The organism is Anaerotruncus sp. G3(2012) (genome assembly GCF_000403395.2).
In the GTDB taxonomy this organism is placed as follows: Bacteria; Bacillota; Clostridia; order Oscillospirales; family Ruminococcaceae; genus Anaerotruncus.
This window is the reverse complement of sequence record NZ_KE159657.1, coordinates 182,745-200,405: the sequence shown is the minus strand read 5'-3', so window position 1 is coordinate 200,405 and position 17,661 is coordinate 182,745. Positions and strand designations below refer to the sequence as shown.

Annotated in this window: 15 protein-coding genes; 6 read left to right on the top strand and 9 right to left on the bottom strand. The window is 54.5% G+C overall.

Features of this window, described 5'->3' with window-relative positions; all coding sequences use genetic code 11:
* Nucleotides 1–92: 92 nt before the first annotated feature.
* The 3 genes from C814_RS06935 to dapF form a co-directional block, all read right to left on the bottom strand.
* The gene (locus tag C814_RS06935) at nucleotides 93–482 is read right to left on the bottom strand and encodes a PH domain-containing protein (protein WP_016314914.1); all 390 of its coding nucleotides are present in this window, start codon (nucleotides 480–482) and stop codon (nucleotides 93–95) included.
* A complete protein-coding gene (locus C814_RS06930; protein WP_016314913.1) occupies nucleotides 482–1,675 on the bottom strand; it encodes an LL-diaminopimelate aminotransferase in 1,194 nt (397 codons plus the stop codon). Before C814_RS06930 ends, C814_RS06935 begins: the two co-directional genes overlap by 1 nt.
* 160 nt (nucleotides 1,676–1,835) lie before the next feature.
* Nucleotides 1,836–2,666 (bottom strand): diaminopimelate epimerase, encoded by an 831-nt coding sequence (gene dapF, locus C814_RS06925; RefSeq protein WP_031219394.1) that lies wholly within the window; start codon nucleotides 2,664–2,666, stop codon nucleotides 1,836–1,838.
* 257 nt (nucleotides 2,667–2,923) lie between these two features.
* Between dapF and cimA the strand changes: the two genes are divergently transcribed.
* On the top strand, nucleotides 2,924–4,516 hold the full coding sequence (gene cimA / locus C814_RS06920) for a citramalate synthase (protein WP_016314911.1): 1,593 nt from the start codon (nucleotides 2,924–2,926) through the stop codon (nucleotides 4,514–4,516).
* A 14-nt stretch (nucleotides 4,517–4,530) separates the two neighbouring features.
* The gene (locus C814_RS23375; RefSeq protein WP_155846315.1) at nucleotides 4,531–4,713 is read left to right on the top strand and encodes a hypothetical protein; all 183 of its coding nucleotides are present in this window, start codon (nucleotides 4,531–4,533) and stop codon (nucleotides 4,711–4,713) included.
* Nucleotides 4,714–4,863: 150 nt separating this feature from the next.
* On the opposite strand, the gene C814_RS06915 is transcribed toward C814_RS23375, so the two are convergent.
* From C814_RS06915 to C814_RS06890, 6 genes are all read right to left on the bottom strand, one after another.
* Entirely contained in the window at nucleotides 4,864–6,660 is a 1,797-nt protein-coding gene (locus tag C814_RS06915; protein ID WP_022788189.1) for a methyl-accepting chemotaxis protein, read from the bottom strand.
* Between the two features lie 435 nt (nucleotides 6,661–7,095).
* A complete protein-coding gene (locus C814_RS06910; protein WP_016314909.1) occupies nucleotides 7,096–7,695 on the bottom strand; it encodes an ABC transporter ATP-binding protein in 600 nt (199 codons plus the stop codon).
* Nucleotides 7,686–8,642, bottom strand: a complete 957-nt coding sequence (locus C814_RS06905; protein WP_016314908.1) for an ABC transporter ATP-binding protein — start codon at nucleotides 8,640–8,642, stop codon at nucleotides 7,686–7,688. The genes C814_RS06910 and C814_RS06905 overlap by 10 nt, the downstream gene beginning before the upstream one ends.
* A gap of 11 nt (nucleotides 8,643–8,653) precedes the next feature.
* The gene (locus tag C814_RS06900) at nucleotides 8,654–9,481 is read right to left on the bottom strand and encodes an ABC transporter permease (RefSeq protein WP_016314907.1); all 828 of its coding nucleotides are present in this window, start codon (nucleotides 9,479–9,481) and stop codon (nucleotides 8,654–8,656) included.
* Nucleotides 9,478–10,428, bottom strand: a complete 951-nt coding sequence (locus C814_RS06895; RefSeq protein WP_016314906.1) for an ABC transporter permease — start codon at nucleotides 10,426–10,428, stop codon at nucleotides 9,478–9,480. Before C814_RS06895 ends, C814_RS06900 begins: the two co-directional genes overlap by 4 nt.
* Before the next feature lie 59 nt (nucleotides 10,429–10,487).
* A complete protein-coding gene (locus tag C814_RS06890) occupies nucleotides 10,488–12,092 on the bottom strand; it encodes an ABC transporter substrate-binding protein (RefSeq protein WP_022788187.1) in 1,605 nt (534 codons plus the stop codon).
* A 385-nt stretch (nucleotides 12,093–12,477) separates the two neighbouring features.
* Here C814_RS06890 and C814_RS24850 point away from each other — a divergent pair, with 385 nt between their 5' ends.
* From C814_RS24850 to C814_RS06870, 4 genes are all read left to right on the top strand, one after another.
* Nucleotides 12,478–13,107 carry a flagellin gene (locus C814_RS24850; protein ID WP_016314904.1) on the top strand — a complete coding sequence of 210 codons (630 nt, stop codon included), beginning with the start codon at nucleotides 12,478–12,480 and terminating at the stop codon, nucleotides 13,105–13,107.
* 216 nt (nucleotides 13,108–13,323) lie between these two features.
* Complete coding sequence (locus C814_RS06880) at nucleotides 13,324–13,773, top strand: MarR family winged helix-turn-helix transcriptional regulator (protein ID WP_016314903.1); 450 nt, start codon at nucleotides 13,324–13,326, stop codon at nucleotides 13,771–13,773.
* A complete protein-coding gene (locus C814_RS06875; RefSeq protein ID WP_016314902.1) occupies nucleotides 13,770–15,497 on the top strand; it encodes an ABC transporter ATP-binding protein in 1,728 nt (575 codons plus the stop codon). Before C814_RS06880 ends, C814_RS06875 begins: the two co-directional genes overlap by 4 nt.
* Nucleotides 15,497–17,353, top strand: a complete 1,857-nt coding sequence (locus C814_RS06870) for an ABC transporter ATP-binding protein (protein ID WP_016314901.1) — start codon at nucleotides 15,497–15,499, stop codon at nucleotides 17,351–17,353. Before C814_RS06875 ends, C814_RS06870 begins: the two co-directional genes overlap by 1 nt.
* Nucleotides 17,354–17,661 lie beyond the last annotated feature (308 nt).

Below are 17,661 nucleotides of genomic sequence, written 5' to 3'. Positions count from 1 at the left end.
CCTGCTGACCATTTGTAAGCAGGCTTTTGCCCTAATCCAAAATTTCAAAATGTTTCAGAACCAGCACATCTTTTGAGAAGGTACAGCGATTTTCAATCGTCATCCTCTTCCAGGTGGGTGCATCCATCACCATCATCAAGTATCTCTCCGACCCGCATCTGCCGGCTGCGCTTCATCTCTTCGACTTGGCGGTGGATCAGCTCCTTGACCTCGCGTGGCTGTCTGATATTTTTCAGTTCCAATACAGGGGTGGTCTTGTCCGAAGATGCGAGAACGACACTTCCAACTCTGAAAATCCTCTGCCCAAGCGAGATTTTCAAGGTCATATCCCGCACCCGATAGAGTATGACCTCCTCACTGCACAGGTTCAACAGGCCCGTTTCCATAAAAATACGGTCCTCGGTCAGTGCATATTTCGTGAATGAGATCGGCATTCCCAGAATGCGTTTACGGTCTTTCCACAGGTAAGTCAACGGTTCCATCAGTTTGCTCCTTTCAGCAGGGATGCGATCCGCTGCATTGCTTCCATCGTTTTTGGCTGACTGCCGAATCCGGTCAGACGGAAATAGCCTTCTCCATTTATACCAAAGCCTGCTCCGGGTGTGCCGACGATTGCGGCATTTTCCAGCAAATAGTCAAAAAAGGTCCAAGAGTCCATCCGATCAGGGCACTCCATCCAGAGATAGGGGGAATGCACACCGCCGAAAAAATGCACCCCACATCGTTCAAGGGTTTCCGCCATCACCGCGGTGTTCTTCTTATAATATGCGACCATTTCCTGAGACTGCCGGACCCCCTCCTCCGAAAAGGCCGCTTCTGCCCCTCGCTGGATGATATAAGGCACGCCATTAAACTTGGTGGCCTGACGGCGATTCCACATCCGGTTTGGGGACATCCCCTCAATCTTGAGCGTTTTGGGTATAATGGTATAACCACAGCGGGTTCCAGTAAATCCGGCGGTTTTAGAAAGGGAACAGAACTCGATTGCGCACCTTTTGGCATCGGGCAGCTCAAAGATACTGTGCGGAAGAGAAGAATCCCCAATAAACGCTTCATAGGCCGCATCGAACAGCAAGACAGCATCCTGCGCAAGCGCATAATCTATCCAAGCGGCAAGCTGCTCCCGTGTGTAAACCGCACCGGTCGGGTTATTGGGGGAGCAAAGATAGATCAGATCCGTGCGGACTTCGGGATCTGGCATCGGCAGAAATCCGTTCTCCGCATTGGCATTCATGTAAAGAATCTTTCGTCCATTCATCAGGTTGGTGTCAACATAGACCGGATAGACCGGGTCTGGAATCAGAACTGTATTATCAGCCGAGAACAGGTCGGTGATGTTCCCGAGGTCGCTTTTTGCACCGTCGCTCACGAAAATTTCATCCGGGTCGAGCTGTACCCCAAAACGAACATAGTATGCCCTGATTGCATCCCGTAAGAAGCCATACCCCTGCTCCGGGCCATATCCACGGAAGGTTGAAGCGTCAGCCATCTCCTCTACTGCGCTGTGCAGGCTGGAGATAACCGACGGCATCAAAGGGAGGGTCACATCGCCTATCCCCATACGGATGATCTCTTTTTCCGGGTGCGCCTGTGAAAATGCTGCTACCCGGCGCGCAATATCCGAAAACAGATAGCTGTCCTTCAATTGCCGGTAATGCTGGTTGATCTTTGCCAAAGCAATCCTCCCCTTTCAATCTCCATCCTAATATTGCTCTTTAAAAAACTGCCTTCGGCGCGGGCTGCGCTCAAAACATATGCTGCGGCCTGCAGACAAAAACCACAATTCAAAAAAATGTGCAAATGTTCGGATAACCAACCGCCTATTGTCCTGTTGGTTATAAATCGAGCTCAATCTCTCCATCAAATACATGGGTTGCAGGACCGCGCATCCGTACGGTGAAGTCTGAGGTACAGGTAATCTTGAGGTCTCCGCCGCGCAGGTGAACCGTGATCTCCCGGTCTGGATCACAATGGCCGTTCAGCACCGCTGCAACGACCGATGCACAGGCACCGGTGCCGCAGGCGAATGTTTCGCCGCTGCCCCGCTCCCAGACCCGCATGCGGAGCGTCTCCCGGTCGATCAACTGAATAAATTCGGTGTTGACCCCTTCCGGAAACCGTTCATGATGTTCGAACAGTGGCCCGATCACTGGCAGGTCGAGACTGTCAATCTCCTCGCAGAAGATAACCGCGTGGGGATTCCCCATCGAAACGCAGGTGACCAGATAGACCTCCCCACATACCAACATCGGCTGGCTGACGAAGTCATCGTAATCTGTGGCAACTGGGACCGACTTCGCACATGTGGAAGCCTCTCCCATATCGACCGACACCCACACAACTTGTCCATTTTCAACGGTCAGATCAAGGTATTTCACGCCGCTGCGCGTTTCGATGGCCAGACCCTGGGTCTTTTCCGTCAACCGGTGGTCATAGACGTACTTCCCCATACACCGGATACCATTACCGCACATATTGCCCTCCGACCCATCCATGTTGAACATCCGCATAGCAAAATCCGCCCGGTCAGAAGGACAGATCAGAATCAGGCCGTCTGAACCGACTCCGCAGTGCCGGTCACTGATCAGCCGCGCGACTTCCTGCGGATGTTTCAATTTTTCCGAAAGGCAGTTGATGTATACATAATCATTCTTCAGACCATGCATCTTTGAAAAGTGAAGTTTCAAGTTGATCCCCCCTGCTGAAAACGGCTCCGGTTTGAGTCGCATAAATGTCATCGTGAACTTGTCTAACTATATCGCAAAACTTCACCGATGTAAAGTGAAAAATGAAGAAACCTCCGTTTTTCATAAAAATACAGCCAAAACCGGGGAGAAATCCGGAAAGATTGCAGCCCGTCCCCCGCTTGTTTGAAGAAACGGATTGTGGTAAAATGAAAAAATGCGAAGAGGTGATTTGATAGATGAAAAAGATCGAGATTTTCGATTCCACTTTGCGGGATGGGGCACAGAGCGAAAATGTCTCCTACTCGGTGGAGGACAAACTGAACATTGTCCGCGCGCTCGACGCAATCGGGATCGATTACATTGAAGCAGGCAATCCTTACAGCAATCCAAAAGATGCGGAGTTCTTCCGCCGGAAAGGGGAGCTTTCACTGACCCGATCCAGACTGGTAGCATTTGGGTCTACCCGGCGTCGGGGCATCCCGGTCGCGGAGGACAAAAACTGCCAGGCGATGCTCGAAGCTGGGGTTGAGTGGGTCGCAGTGTTCGGAAAAAGCTCGGAATGGCAGGCGCGGGAGGTTCTCGGGACGACTCCAGAGGAAAATCTGGAGATGATTGCGGATACAGTTGCCTATCTCGCGCGGTTTGGGAAGCGGGTGATCTTTGACGCCGAGCACTTTTTTGATGGCTACAAGCAGAACCCCTATTATGCAGTACAGACCCTTCAGACAGCCAAAGACGCGGGTGCACGTAAGCTGGTGCTCTGTGATACCAATGGAGGCTGCTTTCCAGATGAAATCGGACGCATCACCGGGGATATGGTCCGGAAGTTTCCCGGCATGATCGGGGTGCACTGTCACGACGATACCGGTTGTGCGGTCGCAAATACGATTGCAGCTGTGCAGGCAGGCGCTGACCAGATTCAGGGCACCTACATCGGCTTTGGGGAACGGTGTGGAAATACAAATCTTTCCACTATGATTGCCGACCTTCAGATCAAGATGGACTATACCTGCATCCCTGAGGATCGGCTTCCCCAGATGACCAAGACCGCCCGTTTTATCTCGGAAGTATCCAATATGCGCCTGCCCCACTCGATGCCCTATGTCGGAAAGGCGGCATTTGCCCATAAGGGTGGGATGCATGTTGACGGCGTAAAAAAGAATACCGCTGCATTTGAGCACATCAATCCCGAGATGGTTGGCAACCGTCGGCAAATCCTGCTTTCGGAGGTTTCGGGCCGCACCGCCCTGATGACCAAAATTGTCGATCTGGTCCCCGGGCTATCTAAGGACTCGCCTGCGCTCGTCCGGCTGGTTGACCGGCTCAAGAAGCTGGAATTTGAGGGGTACCAATTTGAGGCTGCAACCGCCAGTTTTGAGCTGGTGGTACTCAAAGAACTGGGACGGTTTACCCCTTTTTTCCAGTTGGAATTGTTCCGGATCATCGGTGAGCAGGATTCTGCTGACAGACATATGGCGTCAGCGTTGGTCAAACTGCGTGTAGACGACCAGTTCGAGATCACTGCTGACGAGGGGGATGGCCCGGTGCACGCACTTGACCGGGCACTGAGAAAGGCACTCGAAGTCTTTTACCCCAGTCTCGGCGGGGTGCGTCTGATCGACTATAAAGTGCGGGTCATGGAGGCAGGACGCGCGACAGCGTCGCTTGTTCGGGTACTGATCGAATCGTCGGACGGGGAGACGAGTTGGACAACTGTGGGCGTCTCGACCGATATCATCAACGCTTCGATCCGCGCCCTGGTCGATTCAATGGAGTATAAGCTCTACCATGACCGGACTGGAAATGGTAACAAATCCTTTCAACCCTGATCGAGTCGTATCTGATGGACGAAACAACGCTGATGCCAGACAGCAAGCACTACAGCCAAAGTTCGCCAGAACGCCAGTGGAGCCAAAAAAGAGAGACTATTTTAAAGCATATTCTGGAAACACAAGATGATTTAAAGATTTTTCCATTTTTGGTGTTTTTTAAGGTGGCATTTTTTGGATATTTGCGTTTGGCTTGACGCGCCATAAAGTAAAAAAACAAGTAGGTATGACTTTTATTGATTGCCATACCTACTTGAAAAGCATCCTGTTTTGTAACTACACAATTTTCAATTTGTTAGTAGATGCTGTCTTGATAAGCAAGCTGCCTTTCGGGGGAGCTTGCTTTTTTATCCATGCATGGCAGCTTCTCGAAGTGCCACTTCAGAATTCTCCCGAAGCGCTTTCTGATAGTTCTCGTTTGCTTCTCGGATGAATTCCTCATCGTCCCGCTTCTCGGGCGGGATATATGCATGACCCATTCTCCGCTGACGCAGATTGAACTGACGCATCTCCTCTTCCAGCAGTTTCGCATTCTCTCTCATCTCGTTGCTTGCGGCGGCAGCTTCCTCACTTACCGATGCATTGGCCGTAATCGAATCTCTGATCAACTCGACCTGTGTATGCATGCGGGTAATTGCGTTCTCCTGTCTCTCGGACGAGTCAGAGATGTTTGAAACCACTTCAGTGATTCGGTCGAGGTCTTCGACAATATGCTGGAAGGTGTCAAACGCCTCTGAACTGATCCTGCTTCCTTCGGTAGTTGCACGCATTGTCGCCTCAATGAGATTTTTGCTCTCATCTGCAGCCTCCGAACTTCTGAGCGCGAGTGTACGCACTTCATCTGCCACAACCGCAAAGCCTTTTCCTGCTTCTCCGGCACGCGCCGCCTCTACCGCGGCGTTCAAAGCCAGAATATTGGTCTGGAACGCAATATCATCAATCAGCTTAATCACATTCGCGATCTTCCGGGAGGACTCATTGATCTCTTTCACCGAGCGGACAAGCATTTCCATCTTCTCATTGCTGTACTGCACATCCTGCCGAATCGACTGGGAAAGCCCGGTCGCATGTACCATCTGCTCTGCATTTTTCTCCACAAGCGCCTTGGTTTCCTCGGTGGAATCGTTGAGTTCCTGTACCGCAGCAGCCTGCTTCACAGAAGTATCCGCTAACATCTGGCTCGCATTCGCAATGTCATGTGAACTGGACGCAACCGACATCGCAACCTTAATAATCTTCGCAAACATGAAATCATTCGACTGCACAAGATGATAAAGGCTGCTTCCGAGCACATCGTCTTCCGAACGGATATTGACAAATACCGTCATATCTCCCTGGGCGAGCCGCTGAACTACCGACACATTTTCGTGTATGCTGTCCACCATTCTCTGGAACGAAAGAATCATCGCGCCAATCTCGTTATCCTGGTTGCCTGCCAGCATCTTTTCATCGAACTCGATCTCATCCGCACCCTGAGAAAGCCTGTTCGACCAGTCGGCTACAGCGACAATCGGACCGGAAATCTGTTTGGAAGAGCGATTGCCATAGAATGCCGCAACCAGAAAACCCACCAGAGCGCCAAGGATGCTAATTACAATCAGGGAAAAAATCGTACTCTCCAGTTTTTCAGAGGTTTCGTCCGCAACCTTCTCATACTGGCCTGAAATCCGCCCCAAGCCCTCGATTACCTGATTTACCAGCGGCTTGATCTCGTTCATGTACCGACCGCGCGCTTCCTCTCTGTCCCGCTTTGAAACGGACAAAACTTCGGTGGCCAGGGTATGCATCTGCTCATGCGGGGGCTTAATCATCTGCAATGTGCTTACAACCACCGGGTCAGAGAGATCCTCCTCATTCAGATCCGCGAGCCACAGCCCGAGCTGGCAGGTGTTGTGGTTCAGGCTACCTTTAAATTCTACCCCATCCTGTATACTGTCATTGAACAGCTCCAGCCACTCATAGTGTTTCGCCAGTGCAGACTGGGTGTGCGCCTGATTATTCCTGTTTCTGGAAACCACTCGATAACTTTGCTCAATACGCACCAGAGAGACCAACGAGAGGGCTACCAAGAGAAGCATCACCAGCATGATGCGGCTGTAACCCAACATAATTTGCTTTCGAATAGACTTGCTTTTTTTCTTCATGCGCTTAATCCCCTCTACTTGGTATTCTACCTGGAGACTGTTTGAAAAACGGAAAATGTTATCTCTCTTACAGAACAACAGATACCACATTGAAAACGTGTGGAGCACATCAGGCACTCCTGCATTTTTCATCCTGATATCCGCTTGTTATCTACAAAAATCCATCTACTTTCCTGTTTTCAGACAAACTCCTCGGGGGCATTTCATAGCCATCTCACGACGTCCAGAAACTCTCCCCCATGTTTCTGCTGGATACCGGAACGTCTGATATGATGAAATGTTTTTATCCAAAAGCAACTCTTCCCACGATGCTTTTATACATCTATATCATACAAACGGGTCCTTTTATTACTATAGCAGAGCATTTCCGTTTGGTCAAGCCTGGATTCCCAACAATCATTTTTTTCCCGAAACGCACAAAAAAGTGGCTTGTATCTATATCTTTTGGACATGGGTACATATCCGGTCCAGCAAAGATTGAGAATGGCTGACCACTACCAGACCGATTCCCCGCTTTTCGGTTTCGGTCATCAGAAAACGCCAAAGCTGGCTTTGGGTGATGAGATCAAGCATCGCGCTGATCTCGTCGGCAAGCAGGTAACGAGTGCCCCGGCCAAGTGCGCGAGCGATGCAGAACCGCTGCAGTTCCCCGCCGGAAAGCTCGGAAGGATACCGGCTCATCCATGCAGGCTCGATCCCCAGCCCGTCGATCACCCGTTGTTCCAGCCGGTCTGCCTCTGCAAGCGTCCTTCCCAGCCGCATCCTTGGATCGACTGCCAGTTCCGGATGCTGCCAGACCATCTGAACCGGACAGTATCCGCGGATGCTGTCCAGAGGCTTTCCATCGACCAGGACACACCCTTCATCCGGGTGCTCATAGCCCGCCAGAATTTTGCAGAGCGTTGTTTTTCCGCGACCGCTCGGGGCGGCAATCCCCAGCCGTTCCCCCGGCGCAACGGTCAAGTCGAGCTTTTGGAGAATCCTCCGTCCGCCCTTCTCATACCGGAACGAAATCTGTTCCGCTGTCAAAGCCATCCATTTCCCCCCTTATCCAGCCCGGTATGAAAACACCGCGCCCACCCGTCCCCAATCTCCCGGACCGGCGGCTCTGCTGCGCAGTCCGCATCGCGCAAAGGGCATCTCGGCGCAAACGGGCATCCTTCCCATTTTTTCCCCGCATCGGGCTGTACTCCCTCGGCCGGCTCGAATCCGTTCTGCGGCATGGCCCGCCAAAGCGCGCGGGTATACGGATGCCGCAGCGTTTCCTCCCGCGCAAAATCTGCTGCCGATGCCTCTTCGAGCGTCCTGCCCGCATAAAAGACCGCCACCCGGTCAGCAACAGCCAGAGCCAGCTCAAGGTCATGGGTAATCAGCAGAACCCCCGCCCCTCCATCGGCGATCTCCCGGAAGTGCCCTAGAATCCGTTGTGCGGCTTCGGGGTTTAACCCTGGCGTCGGCTCGTCCGCGATCACCAGCTTTGGTATACAGCGCACAGCCGCCGCGATCATCACCCTGCGCGCCATCCCGCCCGAAAGCTCGAACGGATACATCCGTTCGACCTCTTCCCCCAAGCCATACCGGGCAAGCGATTCCCGCGTGCGCCTTCGGGAATCGGGATCTCTTTTCGCTCCATTCAGCTGTGCGCCCACCTGCATCAACGGGTCGAGGTAGCTGACCCCCTGCGGCACCAGGACAATTTCCCTTCCCCGCAGTTTGCGCAGGCGTGCCTCATCCAGCGGTTCCCCCAGGAAGCTGCATGTCCCCTCCATATGGGCGTTATAAGGCAGCAGGCCGAGGATGGCATGGGCGAGCAGGCTTTTCCCGGAACCGCTCGCCCCCACAACCGCTACGACCTCCCGCTCATAGACCGACAGGTCAAGCCCGCGCACGACATGAAGCTGTTTCTGCCGCATCCCGTGTCCATACTGTAAAAACGACACAGAAAGACCCTCAACCTTTAGAATCGGGTCGGATTGCCGCATAACAGAACCCCCTATTCCTGTACGCTGCCCGGGTCAAGCAGACAGCGCAGATTCTCTCCAAGTGTAAAAAACAGCATCACTGCGAGAACCAGAAGCGCACCGGGAAAAACCGCCAGCCACCAGCGTCCCATGGCAAGATACTGCATACTCTCCGATAAAATGACCCCGATAGCAGGCTGCTCGGGCGGAAGCCCAAACCCCAGAAAGGTGATGCTCGCTTCGTGCAGGATTGCATGTGGGAAAAGGAGCACCAGCCCGACCAGAAACTGTGGAAGCAGGTGCGGGAACAGATGCTCTCTAACGATCCGCAGACGTCCGATCCCCAGTTTTTCAGCAATCCGGATAAACGGGCTTTCCCGCAGTTGGAGCAGCTCTGCACGAAGCAGGCGGGCCAGAGAAGGCCAATGGGTCAACGCAATGCCAGCCACCACCCCGGTAAGCCCTCTGCCGCAAGCCAGGGAGATCAAGATCAGCAGAAGGATATGCGGAATCCCCATCACCAGATCAATCAGCCAACCGGTCAGCGCGTCTCCGACGCGTCCGGAGGTTGCCGCAAAAAGCCCGATCACAAGCGCGGCAACCGCGCTGATTCCGGCAGTCAATGCGCCAAGCCGCAGGCTCATCGAAAGCCCTGCCAGCGTGCGTGCAAACATATCCCGCCCCATCCAGTCGGTACCGAACGGATAGGCCATGCAGGGCGCAAGATTTTTGCGGGAAAAGTCGGTGACCATCGCCTGTCCGGAAAGCAGACCGCCCGCGACCGTCACTGTGAGCAGTGCTATAACCGAACAGAACACCAGCAGGAGTGTCCGCTGCCGCCGGTTGAGATGTCGGCTCATCGGCGGGCACCACCTTTCCGGACGCGTGGGTCGACCACTCCATAAAGCAGGTCGGCAGCGAGGTTACCGCCAAAAACGATCCCTGCGCTGATGACGGAAATCCCCATCAAAAGCGGCAGATCGCTCCCCAGCCCCGCAGCCACCGCCGCCTGTCCCAGGCCGGGGTAGGAAAACACCTGCTCAACCAGCGTCGACCCGCCAAAAATCTCTCCGATCGCGCCAAACTGCAAGGTGACCGCAGGCAGCAGGACATTGCGCAGCCCATGCCGCAGGACGATCTGCGCTGTCCGTTCCCCCCTCGCCCGCGCAAACAGCACATAGTCGCTCTCGAGCACCTCCACCATCTTTTCCCGGGTGTGCAGGGCGATATTGGGAATCCCGGTAATGCTCAACACGAGTGCGGGAAGTGCCGCATGGTGCAGACGGTCGGCAAGGCTGACATACGCCGCCTCCATACCGATCGGGACACTCAATCCGATCGGGAACCACCCCAGCCAGACTGCGAACACAATCAGCGCCATCAGGGCAATCCAGAAGGACGGGGTGCCCGAAACCAGAAGACAGCCGCCCTGGATCAGCCGATCGGAGAGACTGCCGCGTCTCGCCCCGGCGATCATCCCGAGCGCGACCCCCAGCACCCCGGAGGCACACCATGCAAACCCCATCAGCCAGACCGAATGGACCATCTTTTCAGCGATCACCCGGGAAACCTCCTGCCGGTAGAGCAGCGAAACACCGAGGTCCCCCCGGAGGAATCCGGACAGCCAGTTCAGATACCGTTCTACCGGCGGCTGCCCCACGCCCCAGTAGCCCTGCAAACGAGCGATCTGCTCCGCGCTCATGCTGCCAAGGGCGGTTTGCCCGATGTTCGCCTGAAGCGGGTCGAGCGGGGAAAGCGAAACCAGCGCGAATGCCGCCACGCTCACCCCCAATGTCAGAACTACCATCCGGATCAGTTTCCCGCCGATCCACCAAAGACGTCTTTCCAGTTTGCATCCTCCTCTTTTTAGTCCCAGTTCCAGCGATCCACATTGTTGACGATCGACCAGCCATGTCCATGTGGATGAACCTTCTGTTCCGCAACCCGCAGCCCGTCCCGGACCCAATAAAGATGGTCGATGTTCACCAGCCAGACCCATGGGATATCCCCCTGCTGGGTCACACCGGTTTCCCCGTCCCACTGGGCAGCCTTCCACAATCTATAAGCCTCCTCAAGGGAATCCGCCGCGAGCGCAGCGTCCATATAGCGGTCGACCCTGCTGTTAAAATAGGGGGAGTAGACCGCCGACTCTCCCTCCGGCCTGCTATGATAGATGTTGTACAGCTCCATCGGCGTATGCGCACCCCATCCCCATGCAAGCGGCTCGGAAAGTGCGCGGTCGTAAGCGGTATCCCATCCAACCCCCTCCGGAACCGCTTCGATCCCCAGCCTTGCGAGCTGGTTGGAAAAATCTGCGGACAATGCCTGCCGCACCGAATCCCCCGCCGGATAAAGCAGGTGGAAGGATGCGCGCACCCCGTCCTTCTCCCGGATACCGTCTGTCCCTGCTGTCCAGCCTGCATCGTCGAGCAGCCGGGCGGCAGCATCCGGATCGTATGGTACCTCGGACGCCGGATTGTACCACGGCATCCGGTCGCAGACGCTGTAAGCCGGTGTTCCATAGCCGTTCAGAACATTTTCAATCATCTCCTGACGGTCCACCCCGATATTGATTGCGCGCCGCACCGCAAGGTCACCGGTCACCGCACTGCCCACCGGCACGCCATCTTCCTCCGGAAATACGCCCGGATACTCCGCCGGGAGGTTGAATCCCCGGTTATCCACCGTCTCGACCGCCATCAGCTGGTAGCCCGAAACCTTCTGGTCCGCATACGAAGCCGCCGTATACGCCAGATCAACCTGCCCCGCCTTTGCCGCCAGAAACGCAGCATCCTCTTCCATAAACAGGATCGTCACCCGTTTCATACGGGGCTGCTCGCCATAATAATCAGGATTTGCCTCAAGTACCACCTGCTGCCCGCGGTCCCACTGCCTGAGCAGGTACCGTCCTGAACCGATTGGGTGCTGCCCATAGGTGGACGGTTCATAGGCGTGCTCGGGCAGAATCCCCACAACTGCCATCGTGTAGGGCCAGATCGAAAACGGTTCCGACATATGAAACAACACCGTCGTATCCCCAACCGCTTCGGCATGGTCAAGCATTGTGAAGTCATTGACCGAACTGCCCGCCTTAACCGTATTATAGGTGAACGCGACATCCGAGGCGGTCAGCTTTTCCCCGTCCGAAAACCGGACGTCATCCCGGATTTCCACCGTCCAGAGCATCCCGTCCGCACTCGCATCCACTGCAACTGCCAGGTCATACCCAATCTCAAGGTCTTTGCCGGTCACCGTCAAGGTGCTTTGGATCAGCGGTTCATGTACGTGTTCGCCCGCGCCCCAGCCATAAACCGGGTCGAAGCCCGCTTCCGGTTCGGAGTTTGGCCCCATCGCCACCACAACTGCATCCCTCTCCGCAGGCTTCGAAACCGGTGGGACGCTGTTCTGGGATGCGCAGCCGGATACCAAGAGGCAGGCAATCAATATGCCTGCAAAAATCTGTTTTAACAAATGTATTCACCCTTCCAGGACGCAAAAAAGCGCCACGAATCAGGCGGCATCTGCTGCGCCGCACTGTACCTTCATGGCACCTGCTATTTTATCTTCTATTATAATAGTATAAGGAAAAACCGGCGATCTGTCAAGCCGCGCCCGACCATATAAATTCTCCAAAGGATTTTTAAAATTTTTTTGCAAAACCACTTTAGATAGCGTCTACACGCGTTAAATACGTATACGCCATCTAAGAACCTGTATTCATAACCATTCGACACCGTCTGAGCGGGTCTTTTGCCGGCCTGCTGCGTTGAAAAACCTTGCAATACACAAAGTATTGTCTGCGTTTTTTCGCCTTGCAGGACAGCAAAATCCCTCGCCCATCCGGTATCCTCTGATTATGAATACAGGTTCTAAGTTTGAAGCGAATCAAAATACTGAAGTTGAACTGGATGGTACTGGAACAGAAGGACTTGACTTCCAGAAAGTCGTGCTTGAGGCGCAGGAGCCTGCTGCCGGCGCTGCTAAAGCGGCTGTTGCTGATGCGCCTGAAAAGCCGGACTTCAGCGGGGCGACTGCACTCACTTTCGACGACGCAAATGGTAACGGTGCTTCCGCAGATGCTAGCGGTTTGAATGCGGATGCGACCCAGGCGGCGCTTGATGCGGCTGCGGCAGCAGATCCTACTGTGACTGGCGGCAATATCACGATTGAGCTGAATCAGGCAGGTGACGGATACGAGCTGAAAGCTGGCAATGTTCTGCTTGGCAGCACCGGCAATGCAGCAAATAATAGTATCGTTGGCGCAGACAATGCTGGTACGGACAAAGCATTGGTATTCACTACTGCGGATGGTACAGCACTTGGAAAATCCGAGAACATCCAGGCCGCGAACAGCCGTATCCGCGACACCGATATGGCCAAGATGATGATGGAATACGCCAAGGTCAACGTGGTTACCCAGTCTGCACAGGCGATGCTCACGCAGGCCAACCAGCAGCCCCAGAGCGTGCTCCAGCTCCTCCAGTAAGGATTGCCGCAAGCATTTTTCTGTGTCTCTTCTCTCAAAACAGCCGGACGGTAAAAACCGTCCGGCTGTTTCCTTTGGGAAATCGCACAAACAAATCTTGAATTGTTTGTGAATTTTTTTGGATTTTCTTGACTTCTCCCCCCTGTTTGGATACAATTCTGTTAGACGGTTAATTATTAGCCGTTTAATTTTTTTATCGCTGAAAGGAGTGTCCGCTTGGAAACGCTATGCGGTATCCTACAGATGGACTGGGAAATCCATGCACTGCAAAAACAGTGCCTCAACAAGCTGCTTTCCGACCGGGGCATCCACTTTGGGCAGCCACCGCTGCTCTTTACCCTGCGGCAGCTTGGAAGATGCAGCCAGAAGGACCTCGCAAAGTCGCTGTGTGTTTCCCCCGCTTCGATCGCCGTGTCCCTCAAGCGGATGGAGAAAGCCGGGTTGATTATGCGGGTGCCTGATCCGGACGATCTGCGCTCCAACCGGATCGAGCTGACCGAAGCCGGCAAAGCCTCTGCCGATTATGCCGAACAGGGGCTTCGGGAGGTTTCGGGCCAGAGCTACTGCGGGTTTTCAGAGGAAGAATTTTCGCTGCTGATGGATTTTTACCGACGTATGCGGCAAAACCTGACCGACTATAAAGAAAAACTGGAGGGATCCGATTGAAACTGCTTTTTCCCTATCTGAAACCTTATCGGAAATCGGTTGTCATCGCCATTCTGTTCATGCTCTTTGACGTGATCTGCGAGATTCTCCAGCCGATCCTGATGTCCAATATCGTTGGCGCCGGCATCCAGAGCCAGAATATCCCCTATATCCTCGGGATTGGCGCTGTGATGCTCCTGCTCGCCGTTTTTGCGATCTTCTCCGGGTTCGGCAATGCGAAACATTCTGCCACCGCAGGCGTAGGCTTTGCCGCCAATCTTCGCAAAGGACTGTTCACCAAGGTGCAGCAGTTTTCGTTCAAAAATATCGACGATTTTTCTACCGCCTCCCTCGCGACCAGGCTCACCAACGATGTGACCCTGCTGCAAAACTCCGCGATCATGGGCCTACGCATCCTGATTCGTGCACCGCTCATGTTCCTCTTCGGGCTGATGATGGCGCTGCGGATGAATCCCGAGCTGGCGATGATCCTTGTGGTTGCCATACCGGTACTGTTAATCGCGCTCGGGCTGATTATCCGCACTGCATTCCCGCTCTTCAACCAGATGCAGGAGCGGATAGATGGCCTGAACGGCAGCGTTCAGGAAAACCTGACCAATGTCCGGGTGGTCAAATCGTTTGTCCGCCAGCAGTTTGAAAAGCAGAAGTTCCGCACCTCCAATGATGGCCTTACCGATGCATCCCTGCGCGCAATGAATGTTGTCATCCTGAATATGCCGCTGCTCATGCTGGTCATGAACCTTTCTACCCTCTCGGTTATCTGGTTTGGCGGTCAGCAGGTGATCGGCGGATCGCTTGATGTCGCGCAGATGACTGCGTTCATCAACTATATTTTCCATATCCTCATGTCCCTGATGATGCTTTCGATGATGTTCGTGCTCCTTTCCCGCGCGTCCGCATCGCTCAAGCGCGTCACCGAGGTGCTTCGCACCACTGTCGATCTCACCGATTCCATCCATGCCGGGGAATATCCGATCCAGGGTGAGGTCAAATTTGAGGATGTATCCTTCAAATACGATCCCAAGCATCCGGAGAATATCCTGGAGGGCATCAGCTTTGAGGCGAAGCCGGGCGAGGTGGTCGCGATCATCGGCGGGACCGGCGCGGGCAAAAGCTCGCTGATCCAGCTGATCCCGCGTCTTTATGATGTGACCGGCGGACGGGTCTTGGTGGATGGCCGGGATGTGCGTGACTATTCTCTGGACTCACTGCGCGGCCAGATCGGCGTGGTGCTCCAGAAAAACACGCTTTTCTCGGGCACCATCCGCGACAATCTGAAATGGGGCAACCCAAATGCCACCGAGGAAGAGGTGGTCGCCGCGGCGCAGGCGGCGCAGGCACACGAATTCATCAGCAGTTTTCCGGATGGGTACGACACCTGGATTGAGCAGGGCGGTGTCAACGTGTCGGGCGGACAGAAACAGCGGCTCTGCATCGCGCGGGCTATGCTCAAAAAACCGCCCATCCTGATCCTCGACGACAGCACCAGTGCGGTTGATACCGCCACCGAAAGCAGGATCCGGGAGTCGTTCCATACGATGCTGGCGCATACCACCACCTTCCTGATCGCGCAGCGGATCAGCTCGGTGCGGGATGCCGACCGGATCATCGTCCTGGATGACGGGCGGATCGCCGCAGTCGGCACCCATGACGAGCTGATGAAAACCAGCGAAGAATATCAGGAAATCTACTACTCCCAGCAGGAAAAGGAGGCGGATGCATAATGGCTCCTCACAACAAACCCGCTGCCATCCGAAAGCCCAAAAATTTCGGTGCGTCAGTCTCATTCGTCTGGTCCTACCTCAAACGCAGGAAAGCCATGCTCTTTCTGGCCGCGGTTATGGTGGTCGTGAACATCGGCGCATCGCTGGCGGGGACTGCCATGCTCCAGCCGATTATTGATAACTTTTTACAGCCGGTGGAGCAAATCCCGGTTGCCGCGCGGTTTGCCGGACTGCTCAAAGGGGTCCTGACCCTCCTGTGCATCTATCTGGCCGGAGTTTGCGCAAGTTACCTGCAAATCCGCCTGATGCTTTCCGCTACCCAACGTTCGATCAATGACCTGCGAAGGGAGCTGTTCGATCACCTCCAGGACCTCTCGGTCCGCTACTACGACACCCACACCCATGGCGAGATGATGAGCCGGTTCTCGAATGACGTCGATACCCTCAACGACGCGCTTGCCAATTCGCTGACCTCCCTCTTTTCAAGTGTGATTACCCTGGCCGGTATCCTCTTCCTGATGCTGCGTCAAAGCTGGGTGCTCACCCTGCTTACCCTCGCAATGACACCTGTTATGTTCCTCGCGGCGGGCAGCCTGATGAAACGCAGCAGTAAATATTTCGTTGCGCAGCAGGCCAATCTCGGCAAGGTCAACGGTTATGTCGAAGAGATCATAACCGGGCAGAAGGTGGTAAAGGTGTTCTGCCACGAGCAGGACGCGATTGCGGAATTTGACGAATATAATGAGGCCCTCCGCCAGACCGCCACTACCGCACTCACCTATTCCGGCCTGATGATGCCGGTCATGATGAATATTTCCACCATCAATTATGCGCTTGTTGCAATGATCGGCGGCCTGCTTTCGATCTTTGGATATCTGAGCGTCGGCGGGCTGGTCGTTTTCCTCCAGCTCACCCGCCAGTTCTCGCGGCCGATCACCGAGGCTTCCAGCCAGTACAATGCAGTCATCACCGCAATCGCGGGCGCAGAACGGATTTATGAGGTCATGCTCGAACCCGCCGAGGAGCCTGACCCGCCGCATGCCGCTACGCTGGTGCAGGAGGAGCATGACTTTTTCTGGCAGCAGTATGGCGAAGACGGAAAACCATCCGGACGGGTGCCCGTTGCCGGGGATGTGCGGTTCGAGGAGGTCTCCTTTGGGTATGCCCCCGAAAAGCAGATTCTCAAACAGATCTCCCTCTATGCAAAACCCGGCCAGAAGATCGCGTTTGTCGGATCAACCGGTGCGGGCAAAACCACCATCATCAATCTGCTCACCCGGTTCTATGACATCGACCAGGGCAGGATTACGGTCGATGGAATCGACATCCGCAACATCCGAAAAGACAGCCTGCGCGAAGCAATGTCGGTCGTGTTGCAGGACACCCACCTGTTTACCGGCACTGTACGGGAAAACATCCGTTATGGCCGTCTTTCTGCCACCGATGAGGAGGTCGAACAGGCAGCCCGCCTTGCAAGTGCACATTCGTTCATCACCCGCCTGCCCCAAGGCTACGATACCGTGATCGAAGGGGACGGCGCAAATCTCAGCCAAGGCCAGCGGCAGCTTCTGAACATCGCACGAGCAGCGGTTGCAGACGCGCCGATCTTGATTCTGGATGAAGCGACCAGCTCGGTCGATACCCGGACCGAACGCCATATCGAGCATGGACTGGACCGTTTGATGCAGGGGCGCACAACGTTCGTTATCGCGCATCGGCTCTCAACTGTCCGCAATTCCAAAGCTATCATGGTTATGGAACATGGACAGATTATCGAGCGCGGCACCCATCACGACCTTCTCGAACAGAAAGGCCGATACTACCAGCTCTATACCGGCGCGGTTGAACTGGACTGACTACGATCGGTAACTAAAAAAACGACCCTCTCAGGCCGGCACCGCATAGAGCAGTGCCGGCCTTCCTCTTAGAACCTGTTCCGTATTTCTTTATGCAAGGGGGCTTTTTCACTTGCAAAAAGCCCCCTCTTGCCGCTTCGCGGCAATTCACCCGAAAAACGCGCTTCACAGGATAAAGGATTTCGCTCATTGCGATGAGCGACCAAAGGCTCTGCCTTTGGAAACCGCGATTTTTTGGAAAAAATCGAGTAAAACTTTAATTTTGGAAAAAAGCGGCACCCAGCCCGAAAGGGAGGGGCCTACGGGGA

Excerpts from the sequence above, each read along its gene's own strand:
- C814_RS06905 (WP_016314908.1), bottom strand. The coding sequence starts at position 8,642 with ATGCGGCAATCCGACCCGATTCTAAAGGTTGAGGGTCTTTCTGTGTCG.
- dapF (WP_031219394.1), bottom strand. The coding sequence starts at position 2,666 with ATGCATGGTCTGAAGAATGATTATGTATACATCAACTGCCTTTCGGAA.
- C814_RS06935 (WP_016314914.1), bottom strand. The coding sequence starts at position 482 with ATGGAACCGTTGACTTACCTGTGGAAAGACCGTAAACGCATTCTGGGA.
- C814_RS06915 (WP_022788189.1), bottom strand. The coding sequence starts at position 6,660 with ATGAAGAAAAAAAGCAAGTCTATTCGAAAGCAAATTATGTTGGGTTAC.
- C814_RS06900 (WP_016314907.1), bottom strand. The coding sequence starts at position 9,481 with ATGAGCCGACATCTCAACCGGCGGCAGCGGACACTCCTGCTGGTGTTC.
- C814_RS24850 (WP_016314904.1), top strand. The coding sequence starts at position 12,478 with ATGAATACAGGTTCTAAGTTTGAAGCGAATCAAAATACTGAAGTTGAA.
- C814_RS06895 (WP_016314906.1), bottom strand. The coding sequence starts at position 10,428 with ATGGTAGTTCTGACATTGGGGGTGAGCGTGGCGGCATTCGCGCTGGTT.
- C814_RS06910 (WP_016314909.1), bottom strand. The coding sequence starts at position 7,695 with ATGGCTTTGACAGCGGAACAGATTTCGTTCCGGTATGAGAAGGGCGGA.
- cimA (WP_016314911.1), top strand. The coding sequence starts at position 2,924 with ATGAAAAAGATCGAGATTTTCGATTCCACTTTGCGGGATGGGGCACAG.
- C814_RS06870 (WP_016314901.1), top strand. The coding sequence starts at position 15,497 with ATGGCTCCTCACAACAAACCCGCTGCCATCCGAAAGCCCAAAAATTTC.
- C814_RS23375 (WP_155846315.1), top strand. The coding sequence starts at position 4,531 with ATGGACGAAACAACGCTGATGCCAGACAGCAAGCACTACAGCCAAAGT.